The organism is Pedobacter cryoconitis, assembly GCF_003259615.1.
In the GTDB taxonomy this organism is placed as follows: domain Bacteria; phylum Bacteroidota; class Bacteroidia; order Sphingobacteriales; family Sphingobacteriaceae; genus Pedobacter; species Pedobacter cryoconitis.
In genome coordinates, this window is sequence record NZ_QLLR01000003.1 from 127,081 (window position 1) to 138,513 (window position 11,433).

The 11,433-nt window shown below is 38.5% G+C and carries 9 protein-coding genes; 4 read left to right on the forward strand and 5 right to left on the reverse strand.

Going from position 1 to position 11,433, the window contains the following annotated elements; translation table 11 throughout:
- Positions 1-39: 39 nt before the first annotated feature.
- Positions 40-813: a biotin--[acetyl-CoA-carboxylase] ligase gene (locus LY11_RS05625; RefSeq protein WP_111632758.1), complete on the reverse strand. Its 774-nt coding sequence runs from the start codon at positions 811-813 to the stop codon at positions 40-42.
- A gap of 44 nt (positions 814-857) precedes the next feature.
- Here LY11_RS05625 and rsfS point away from each other — a divergent pair, with 44 nt between their 5' ends.
- From rsfS to LY11_RS05645, 4 genes are all read left to right on the forward strand, one after another.
- Positions 858-1,232 carry a ribosome silencing factor gene (rsfS, locus tag LY11_RS05630; RefSeq protein ID WP_068404664.1) on the forward strand — a complete coding sequence of 125 codons (375 nt, stop codon included), beginning with the start codon at positions 858-860 and terminating at the stop codon, positions 1,230-1,232.
- 35 nt (positions 1,233-1,267) lie between these two features.
- Positions 1,268-3,361, forward strand: a complete 2,094-nt coding sequence (gene ftsH, locus LY11_RS05635; protein ID WP_111632759.1) for an ATP-dependent zinc metalloprotease FtsH — start codon at positions 1,268-1,270, stop codon at positions 3,359-3,361.
- Positions 3,362-3,418: 57 nt separating this feature from the next.
- Positions 3,419-4,063, forward strand: coding sequence for a LutC/YkgG family protein (locus LY11_RS05640; protein ID WP_111632760.1), 645 nt, complete (start codon positions 3,419-3,421; stop codon positions 4,061-4,063).
- Between the two features lie 64 nt (positions 4,064-4,127).
- Entirely contained in the window at positions 4,128-5,210 is a 1,083-nt protein-coding gene (locus LY11_RS05645) for a 3-oxoacyl-ACP synthase III family protein (RefSeq protein WP_111632761.1), read from the forward strand.
- Here LY11_RS05645 and LY11_RS05650 read toward each other — a convergent pair.
- From LY11_RS05650 to LY11_RS05665, 4 genes are all read right to left on the reverse strand, one after another.
- Positions 5,207-6,712 carry a tetratricopeptide repeat protein gene (locus tag LY11_RS05650; RefSeq protein WP_111632762.1) on the reverse strand — a complete coding sequence of 502 codons (1,506 nt, stop codon included), beginning with the start codon at positions 6,710-6,712 and terminating at the stop codon, positions 5,207-5,209. The genes LY11_RS05645 and LY11_RS05650 overlap by 4 nt on opposite strands.
- A gap of 140 nt (positions 6,713-6,852) precedes the next feature.
- Positions 6,853-7,596 carry a zinc ribbon domain-containing protein gene (locus LY11_RS05655; RefSeq protein ID WP_111632763.1) on the reverse strand — a complete coding sequence of 248 codons (744 nt, stop codon included), beginning with the start codon at positions 7,594-7,596 and terminating at the stop codon, positions 6,853-6,855.
- A gap of 243 nt (positions 7,597-7,839) precedes the next feature.
- A complete protein-coding gene (locus tag LY11_RS05660; RefSeq protein WP_111632764.1) occupies positions 7,840-10,269 on the reverse strand; it encodes an outer membrane beta-barrel family protein in 2,430 nt (809 codons plus the stop codon).
- Positions 10,266-11,375 carry a PepSY-associated TM helix domain-containing protein gene (locus tag LY11_RS05665; protein ID WP_111632765.1) on the reverse strand — a complete coding sequence of 370 codons (1,110 nt, stop codon included), beginning with the start codon at positions 11,373-11,375 and terminating at the stop codon, positions 10,266-10,268. Before LY11_RS05665 ends, LY11_RS05660 begins: the two co-directional genes overlap by 4 nt.
- Between the last annotated feature and the right edge of the window lie 58 nt (positions 11,376-11,433).

Genomic DNA, 11,433 nt, shown 5'->3' on the forward strand with positions numbered 1-11,433 from the left:
ATAAATTATATTGGTATTTATTATGACTGATAATTATGATTAAGGTTTAACGAATTCAATCTCTTTGAAATTATACATCTTTACTCCATTAATAGTTTCCAAACTCAATAATCCATTTTCCCCTACATCTACAATTTTTCCCTCAATTATCTCGCCATTTTGTCTGTAATTGGCTTTTACGTTAAATTGATAAAGATAATTCAAGTATTCATTATGCAGATTGTTGTAGTTTCCTGCTTTGAGTTTTAAATAACCAGCCTCTATATGACTGCAAATTTCTGCTAAAAGCGTAACTAAATCAACATGCCGGTGTAAAATTTGATAGATTGAACCAGCGCGCTGCTGTAACTCTGTTTCAAAAACTTCCTGGTTAACATTGATTCCGATTCCTACAATACAAGCCTTTATACGGCTTCCAGCAACGATATTCTCTAATAACATCCCGCCTATCTTTTGATGTTCAAAATAGATATCATTAGGCCACTTGACAGACAAACCTGTACCAATAATGCTTTCCAGAGCTTTCTGAATTGCGACGCTGATAGTCATATTCAAGTTAAATTGCTCACTGAGCTGCATGAACGATGGCCGGAGAAGAATGCTAAAAGTGAGGTTTTTACCCGGCTCAGCATGCCATTTGTTGCCTACCTGGCCACGCCCCTCATATTGATTCTCTGCCATAATAACAGTTCCTTCGGGTAATGGCTCGGAATTTGACACCATCCTTTTCAAAAAATTATTGGTAGAATCAACTGCTAATAATTTGATAAGATTTTGACCAACAAATAGTGTTGAAAAAGTGTTATTTTGCAATAGTTGATTTTATAGTTGTTATTTATCAAAAATAAAACATTTTAATGGTAAAAAAGAAATTAGTAAACCTTTCTACCTACCTTTCAGAAATAGCCGTTCAAGGCATGCAGGAAAAAAAGGGCCACGATATAGTCCGTCTGGACTTAAGAGAATTAAATAGCTCCGTATCAGATTATTTTATAGTTTGCAACGCAGACTCGTCGACACAAGTGAAAGCTATCGCAGATAGCGTAGAAGACGAAATTTACAAAAACACAGAAGCCACGCCGTGGAGAAAAGAAGGATTAGAAAACGCAGAATGGATAATCCTGGATTATTTTGATGTTGTTGTTCATATCTTCAAAACTGAAAAAAGAGATTTTTATGGGATCGAAGATTTATGGGGCGACGCACAAACAACTTCTTATCAAAGCGCATAACCAGTTACAACCTTATACATTTTTTTGAATCAACGATGAAAGAGAAAGAAAATACTAAGCCCAAATTAATTAAGAGAATACCGAACATTCCCAAAAAACCTCAAAAGGGTTCAAATTTTAACATATTCTGGGTTTACGCTGCTATCATTTTAGGCCTTGTCCTGGTTTCAGTTTTATTTACCAATGATACCAATAAAACAATCACGTACAGGGAATTTGAAACGAACATGCTTGCTACAGGTGATGTTCAAAAAATTATAGCTTACAAATATGAAGACCTGGTCAGGGCTGATGTATTTATTAAACCAGACCGTCTTAATCAGGAGAAGTATAAAAAGTATCAGACAAAGAGCAACTTTGGTTCAACCGGAGGACCTACAGTATCATTTACTGCAGGATCAATGGATGCACTGGATAAGCAATTGTCAGAATCACAAAAAACTGTTCCGGTTGACAGCCAGATTTTAGCAGAAAAAGAAACCAGACAAAGTACTTTCAATTCATGGTTCTTCACAGTAATTATTCCTGTGTTGTTATTTATTGGGTTCTGGATCTTTATTATGCGTAAAATGGGTGGCGGTGCCGGCGGTGGCGGCGGACAGATTTTCAATATCGGAAAATCTAAAGCAACTCTTTTTGATAAAGAAAGCCAGGTAAACGTAACGTTCAATGATGTTGCAGGTCTGGAAGAAGCTAAACAAGAGGTTATGGAGATTGTAGATTTCCTTAAAAACCCTAAAAAATATACAAACCTGGGTGGTAAAATACCAAAAGGGGCGTTACTTGTAGGTTCTCCTGGTACTGGTAAAACTTTATTGGCAAAAGCTGTTGCAGGTGAAGCTCAGGTTCCATTCTTCTCGCTTTCAGGTTCTGATTTCGTAGAAATGTTTGTTGGGGTTGGGGCATCACGTGTACGTGACTTGTTTAAACAAGCGAAGGATAAAGCTCCATGTATCATATTTATTGACGAGGTTGATGCGATCGGGCGTGCCCGTGGCAAAAACAGCATGATGGGTGGTAATGATGAGCGTGAAAATACGTTGAACCAGTTACTGGTAGAAATGGATGGATTCGGTACAGATTCAGGAATTATTATTCTTGCTGCAACTAACCGTCCTGATGTATTAGACAGTGCTTTACTTCGTCCGGGAAGATTTGACAGACAGATTTCTATTGATAAACCAGATTTAGTAGGCAGAGAGCAGATCTTTAAAGTCCACTTGAAACCTATCAAAACTGATGTTGTTGTAGATGCTAAGAAACTTTCTGCACAAACTCCTGGTTTCGCAGGTGCTGAAATTGCAAACGTTTGTAATGAAGCAGCATTAATCGCTGCCAGAAGAAATAAGGAATCTGTGGATATGCAGGATTTCCAGGATGCAATTGACCGTGTTATTGGTGGTTTAGAGAAGAAAAACAAGATCATTTCTCCTGAAGAGAAACGTATAGTTGCTTATCATGAAGCCGGACATGCTATTGCAGGATGGTATCTTGAACATGCAGATCCATTGGTAAAAGTATCTATTGTACCTCGTGGTGTTGCTGCGTTAGGCTATGCACAATACTTACCGAAAGAGCAGTTCCTGTATACTACTGAGCAGCTTACAGATGGTATGTGTATGACTATGGGTGGCCGTGTTGCTGAAGACCTTGTTTTCGGTAAAATATCTACAGGTGCACAGAATGACCTGGAGAGAATTACGAAGTTGTCTTATGCCATGGTGACTATCTACGGAATGAACAGTACGATCGGTAATGTTTCCTTCCATGATCCTCAAAATGAATACAATTTCAATAAACCTTATTCAGAAAAAACTTCTGAACTAATTGATATTGAAGTGCGTAAACTGATCAACGAGGTTTATGTAAGAACAATGCAGTTGCTAATTGATAAAAGAGACGGTTTAGAGAAACTGGCAGAAAAACTACTGGAAAAAGAAATTCTTTTCCAGGCAGATCTGGAAGAAATCTTAGGTAAACGTCCTTTTGACAACCGTACTACATATGATGAATTCGTGAATGGCACTGGCGATCAAAAACCTGCTGCTGAAGGCTTACTTCATGAGGGTGTTGGAGAAACAACAGATCCGTCTGCTCCTTTAGTATCGCCTTTAAATTCTGAATCTTAATAATTAACTTTATGGAGCTGTTATCAGGTATACTGATAACAGCAAATCCATTTTTTTATGCAAGAGAATATTTCCTCCAAGGAGCTAATGCTAAAAAAGATAAGGAAAGCTCTGCTTGAAAAAAGAGATAACCCTTACCCGAATTTAGAAGAAACTCCGCTTTACAAGCCCAACACAGAGATTCCGGAAATTTTATTTGCCGAGCAGTTAACCGCTGTATCCGGCAATTTTATTTATTGCCAGGACGGTGTTGAATTTATCGAAAACATTCTTGAACTTGCTGAAAAGTTCAAATGGAGGAAAATATATTGCTGGGAGACGGAACTTCAAAAATTACTTTCCACTTACGAATTCCCTTTTTACAAGACAGACAAGGATTTTGAAATGGCCGAGGTTGGAATCACTATGTGTGAAGCATTAATTGCCAGAAATGGCTCTATACTGCTGAGTAATCAAAATGAAGCAGGAAGAAGACTCAGTATTTTTCCGCATCACCATATTGTCATAGCCAGAACAGGTCAAATGGTTATGGATCTTAAGGATGGATTTCAATTGATCAAAAACAAATACGGCTCACAATTGCCATCCATGATCAGTACGATCACCGGGCCCAGCAGAACTGCCGATATTGAGAAAACACTTGTTCTTGGTGCCCATGGCCCAAAAGAATTATTTGTTTTTTTAATTGATGATTTCTCTTAAATTTTTGTTTTCAATAAATTAATCCTAATTTTATACTAAATACTAAAACAGTATACGGTTCAGAATGGGTAATAAAAAGCATATATCTTCAGTAATTGCAGGCACAGGAAGTTACATTCCGGAGAAAATTGTTTCAGGAGATTCTTTCCTAAACTCCACCTTTTACGAAAACGGGCTCATTCTTGAGAAAGACAACGCAGATATTATCAGTAAATTCTCTGAAATTACGGAGATAATAGAGCGACGTTATATCGATGATAACCTACTTAATAGTAATATCGCAGCCATTGCCGCACAAAGAGCTCTGGACGATGCTAAAATCGATAAAGAAACCTTAGATCACATCATTGTATGTCATAATTTCGGAGATATTCATCATGGAAGTAACCGGATGGATATTCTGCCTTCTCTGGCCGCTAAAGTTAAGCAGCAATTAGAGATTGTGAATCCTGACTGTGTTTCTTATGATATTATATTCGGATGTCCGGGATGGGTACAGGGCGCTATACAAGCTAATTACCTGATCCAAAGCGGAGATGCAAAACGTGTTTTAGTGATCGGTTCAGAAACACTTTCCAGGATAATTGACCCGCATGACCGTGATAGTATGATCTTTTCGGACGGGGCAGGAGCAGTAGTTTTTGAAGGTGTTGAAAACGAAGAGCCAATTGGTATTATCACTCATAAAACACAAACATTCGCCGGTAACTTTGCGTCGTTGTTATACATGGCTAAAAGCTGTAATCCAGGCGCTACAGATGGCAATACCTATATGAAAATGAACGGACGCAAGCTTTATGAGTTTGCCGTTGTAAACGTTCCTCATGTGGTAAAAATGGCTATTGATAAAGCAGGATTAAGCATTGAAGATATCAAAACCGTATTTATCCACCAGGCAAACGGTAAAATGGATAATGCGATCATGAAAAGATTATTCAAATTATACGATAAGGATGCTGTTCCTGAAAACCTTGTTCCAATGACCATTTCATGGTTAGGGAATAGTTCAGTTGCAACCATACCGACTCTACTGGATCTTGTGCTGAAAGAAAAAGTAGCAGGTTATAAAGTAAAAGCAGGCGAATATGCAGTTTTTGCTTCTGTTGGTGCGGGAATGCACATTAACGCCTTCGTATACCGGTTTTAATTACCCAATTTCCTCAGGCCATCTTTGGCCTGGGTTTCAATACTATTCTCATACTCATGATTTTTCATATTGATTGCCTGGTTAAAGTAAGCTTTAGCCTTGGCATCATTCTTTTTCTTTGCATAGATCTTACCCATATTCAAAGCAGAAGTTGCCGCGTAATAATACTTTAAATTTTTCCCGTAGTTTACAGCATTCTGATAATGTTGTAAAGCACTGTCATCTTTATCCAGCGCATCATAGATCCTGCCCATGCGATAATAAAACTCTACTTTATCTTTTATGGCCTGATAGGCTGAAGCACTTTCTCCTGACAATACATCCAGTGCTTTAGTATAATATCCACCATCAAATAATAATCTCGATTTTAATAACCCCTTATCAGGAACAGGAGCACCAGCCTCATTCATAGCCTGCTTATCTTTTTCAGCATAAGTATAGCCAGCACTTTTAACCTTGGCATTATACCCCTTATAAGCCCCCGTGTCGCCATTTAATAAAGCAACCCAAGACAAGTGAAGGTTCGCGTCTTTAATGTAATTCACGCCCTTATTCAGCTGCAGGAACCTCTTGAAATTATTTGATGCCGAATAATCCAGCTTATTCAATTTTGCAGTTCCCATTAAAAGTTCCAGGTAAGGAAATGCCTGGTAACCTTCTCCTGCAGGCCGTTTCGCCAAAATAGCGATTGCCTCATCATTGTGACCATTCCGTGCGCAAACATAAGCCTGCAAATAAGCCTTCAATAAGCTGCTATCAGAAATCCTGGCTGTGTATTTCATAGTTTTAGCATAAGCATCCGGAGAATGGATTACATCAGATAAAACATAAGAATAATAGAAAACTACCTCTTCATAAAATGGCTCGAATGAAGAACGGGGAAGATTTTGTGCAAGTTTATCCAACATCAACAGCCCTTTTTGTACATCACCTTTTACGCCAAAAGTAGAAAGCATACTTTTCAGCGTCCCATCAGGAAGGTTTCCCAAAAAGACGTTGATCAAACCCAGACCTTTACCATTTAGATGAAATCCTGGAAATTTCTTACTATTCTCCTGCAAAAGGCTGTTTGCCTTTTTAATTTCTCTGGCAGCTGTAAAATATTCGCCATAGCGGCTTCTCAATAAAGCCCACTGTAAATTGATCTCTGCCTGCGCATACAGATAATAAGGAGATTTCTCATCATCATCCTCAATTTGACTGAGTCTGCTGGATTTTTCATCCTTCAGCCTGTCAAAATCCTGCTTACTTTCAACCGTAATCAGGTAAAAGTAATCTGCATAATTCTCTAATAATGGTACTATAGCATTTTTAGGATGTGCACTCTTTTCAGCAGCAATCAATTGCTTCGCCGCATTAATTTTAAGTTCAAATATCAATTGATAAGCCTTTAAACAATTGGCATTAAAATCAAAATTAGCATGAACTGTACCGGGAAGGACTAAAAACAGGGGAAAAAGACAATATCTAAACAGGAGGATGAGTTTCCTTTTGGCGGGCATAAATAAAATATTTCTATACGGTTAATCCATGAAAACGACGAAGACGGCGTTATTATTTTAAATTTTAAAAAAACTGTATAAAAAAAACGGCCAGATTACAATCTGACCGTTCTTTTATACTATTAGCAATAACTGCTTAATTATGCTGGTACGTTTTCTAATGTTAAAGCTTCATCAACTAAAATTCTTCCGCAATGCTCACATACGATGATTTTTTTACGCTGACGAATATCCAACTGACGTTGAGGGGGGATCTGATTGAAACATCCAGAACAAGAATCACGGTCAATAGTTACTACAGCAAGGCCATTGTTTGCGTTTCCTCTTAATCTTCTGTAAGCAATTAATAATCTTTCTTCAATTACAGACTCTGCTTTTTCCGATTTTTTGTTTAAAACCTGCTCGTCTTTTTCAGTTTCAGATGTAATCGTTTGTAATTCTCCTCTTTTGATCTCCAGATCTTTCTTTCTTGATTCCTGATCAGCTAAAGCTTTCTCATAAACTTCAGTTTTAGAAGAAATATCAAATCCATATTCTCTGATTTTCTTTTCACAAACCTGAATTTCAAGAGATTGGATCTCTACTTCTTTTGTTAAAGCATCATACTCACGATTATTTTTTACCTCTTTTAACTGAGTATCATATTTTTTAATCAAAGCCTGAGATTCTTTGATCATATTTTTACGTGTTACAATAGCATCTTCGGTTTCATCCAATTCAGCTTTGAATTTTTGTATACGTGTATCCAATCCCGCTACCTCATCTTCTAAATCAGCCACTTCCATTGGCAATTCACCACGAATCTGACGTATTTTATCAATTTTTGTATGAAGGGTTTGTAATTCGTATAAAGCTTTCAGCTTTTGCTCTACAGTTTGTTCCATTAAATGAAATAATTTATGGGTATGGGTATAATTATATTTGACTAATTGTCAGTTCTTTAACTGTTTCTTAGCTCTTGCGCAGACTCAAAACAAAATATAATTCCTCAAAATATAGGAATTAATTGTCATATAGTCTATTGCTAAAGCTTGCAAAGATAAGTATTATATTTTCTTTCAGCCATACAATTTGCTATTAATCTGCTGATTGGCTTTTAATTAAATATTTTATCCCGTATATCCTCCTTATTTCAACCTTCCTTTTAAGTCTTCACTGGCCGTACTCCGTTGTTTACCACCCGCTCCGTCTCCTCCAAAGCGATAACTGAAAGAGAGCACTACAGCACGGCTGTCTGGTCTGCTGTGGCTATAAGTAGAGATATTCCCATACGTTGCAGATTGCTTAATCTGTTTACTCTGGAAAATATCATTGACCAGCAATTTTAATGTTCCCCTATCCTTAAGGATGTCTTTCTGGCCGCCCGCAGACACCATATAGTAGCTTCTGGTCGTAAACACACCCGAAACTACTTTCGACTTGTACATTCCACTCAGCTCAGCCTTCCAGCCATTTCCCAGCTTGAATGTATTTTGAGAATCAAATGTAAAACTTGTCCCTTGAATACGCTGTTCACCCTGAGGAGCTGCAATAGAAAAATCATTTCTGAAAAGATTGGCAAACTGCGTTCCTGACCACCATTTGGTAAAATCTACAGACGCTGTAAAACTGATTCCATAATTTTTAAAAGTTGCCAGGTTCTCAGGCCGCTGGAAAGCAAGATTACTATCTCCACCCACCAGGCTGCTGATAACATCTGTGCTGGAATTATAAGTCAATGTTGTATAATAACGAGAACGAAAGCCATAACTCAGTTCAAAAGCATTCACTATAGACGGATTCAGGTAAGGATTTCCTTCCTCATAAGAAAAAGGATCCATATATACCCTGAAAGGATTCATATCCCAATAGCCAGGACGTTCTATTCGCTTGCTATAGCTCAACTGTACCCTGTTCTTGTCATTAATTTCCTGAGTCAGGAATACACTTGGAAATAATTTAAAATAACTTCTTGTTACTAAAGAATCTGTAGTAAGCTGATGCCCTTTCGTATAAGTATACTCTCCCCGCAGCCCCACCTGAATGCTGAATTTTCCAATATCTTTTTTCAGGTTCACATAACCGGCCTGAATTTGTTCCTTATAAATAAAATCATTACTAGTAGAGTGATCAGGAACATAAACCCCATTTTGTAAGGTGTCATATTTCAGTTTATTCTCCATCCGTACCACACTTCCTTTCCAGCCTGCTTCGAGTTTACCTAGTTTACCCGCAGGCAGTACGTAATCAATCTTCCCCACATAAATGTCATTGTCAGAAGGAAGATCACCGATTCTGGATTTTAATGCAGGCAGAAGCATATTCTGCGAGCCCATAAATCTCGTGTCCAGCTGCTGATCCATTTTAGAAAAGTGCGAAACATAATCCAGATCTGCTGTTAATTCATGTCCCTTATCATTAAAAAGGTGCTTATAATTAATATTATAAAGCATATCAGTACACTTTTCCTTACCAGTGGTATTCGTATGCGCGTCCCATATTACATCGCCTGTTTCATTATTGTATAACAGGTTCCTGGTAGGCTGGACAGATGGATATTTACCAACCCCTCCATTCACCATGAAACCTAAAGTATTTTTCTCATTCAAAAACAGGTCCATTCCTGCCTGGAAATTATGCGAACGTAGTTTCGCTTTTTCATCCATTCGCTGAACAGAACTGTTATAAGAAGCTTTTCCTTCACCCATTCCATCCCGGTAAAAATCTCTTTTTACCTCATCAGAACCCTTTAAATCCTGGTAGAAATAATTATAATTTCCAAAGAAACTCACCTTTTCAGTCCGGTAATTCAGGCTTGTCCCTCCACCAAACCGGGCCGATCTTCCAGCACCGCCATTTGCAGAGACAGTTCCGTTTAAACCTGCCTTTGTCTGCTTCTTTAGGATAATATTTACAATCCCGCCATTACCCGCAGCATCATATTTAGAAGATGGGCTTGCCATGATTTCAATTCTGGAGATCGTATTCGAAGCAGTTCCCCTTAGTAAATTTGCCAGCTGATTTCCTGAAAGGTAGGTAGGCTTTCCATTAATCATCACCATCGTGCCCGGCCGGCCTTTTAAACTAAGCTCACCGTTCTCGCTCATGGTTACACCCGGAGCCTTATTCAATAATTCTAAAGCTGTTCCTCCTTCGGCCATTACACTATTCTCTACATTCATGACCATCCGGTCAAGCTGTTGTACAATTGTCGCTTTATTCGCTTTAATCTCTACTGTATTTAAAGCCAGCTGCTCAGCAACCAACCGGATACGTCCAAGATTAGAAACCAATGCTGTCCCGTTTAACTCCAAAGGCTCACTCATATAATGCTGGTAGCCAATAAAACTGATCTTGACAAAATATTTGCCCTTTGGAACATTAGAAAGATTAAAATAACCAGTCGAATCACTTACCACAGCCTTTACCTTAGTAGAATCTGCAGCACTCAGCAGAAAAATTCCCGCATAACTTACCGGTTTTTGATGCTCGTCCGTTAAATGACCTCTTACCTGATGCGTCTGCGCATTTAACTGAGCAAACAGGAAGAAACTGATTAGAGTCAGGATTATTTTCATGCCGTTGTTATTTTATTTTTTTTCGTTTTTTTCCTTTTGCCCCACCATACATAAAACCCTGTGATAGGTAAACTAGCACAGATCAGGCTGGTTATAAAAGCTATAATTTTGGTAAACAGCCCACCAATAGCACCCACATGCAACGCATAGTTGGACTTGCGGAGCCAGTCTGCAAAAGCAAGATCAGACAGTCTTTTTCCGGAGGAAGGTAATGTCTCTATCGTATTCGGATCAAAATAAAGATCTCTCCAACTTCCATTGTGCATATCTGTACAAGCATAAATTGCCTCATCATCATGATCAGGAATAGAAACTATAATGGAATTCTTTTCATGGACAGCAATCTCTTTTCTTACTTTGTACCAAACCTTATCCGAACTATAAACAATCGGATTTGGTGGTGGCAATATTTTGATCTCCTGCTGTTTAACCCTTTTGGCCATACTTCCGCCGCTTAACCAGTAAACGCTTTTCGAGAACCAGGAAAAACTCATCACCAGTCCTGTACAGGCTAATACAACAGCAATTAACAGGGAGTAGAACCCCAATACATTATGAAGGTCATAGTTGAGTCTTTTGAACTTTGCATCCCACTTTATTTTAAAGCTCCTGTTAAAATTCGTTTTGCTCCACTTTTTCGGGTACCATAAAATTAATCCGCTGAGGAGCAGCACGAAGAAAATAAACGTTCCCCAGCCCACAACAGCCTTACCAACTTTCCTTCCCATCCAAAAATTCCGGTGCCCCTCATCCATGAAATGAAAAAAAGCATCATGATCAGCCACGGCCAGCACCTCACCGGTAAAAGGATTCATATAAACTGTTGAATCAGAATTAATAGTTACATGTGCAGATTTATCTAACCCATGATACCAGATACTCGCTGCTTTTTTGCCCGGCAAAGCTTTCGCCAAACGTTCAGCCAGCTGAGAAGGAGGGAGGTACTTACTTTCCGCCTCCGGTTTTACGCTCAGATACGGATACAGCAGGTTATTTATTTCCTGCTCAAATACTAAAATGCAGCCTGTAAGACTAACAACTACTACGATAATACCTGAAGCAAGCCCCAGCCACAAATGGAGCCAGGCATTGATTTTTTTGAACATTGGAATGGAATAAAAAAGGGCCGCTTACTCCTGGTAATACGGCCCAACAAAACACAAT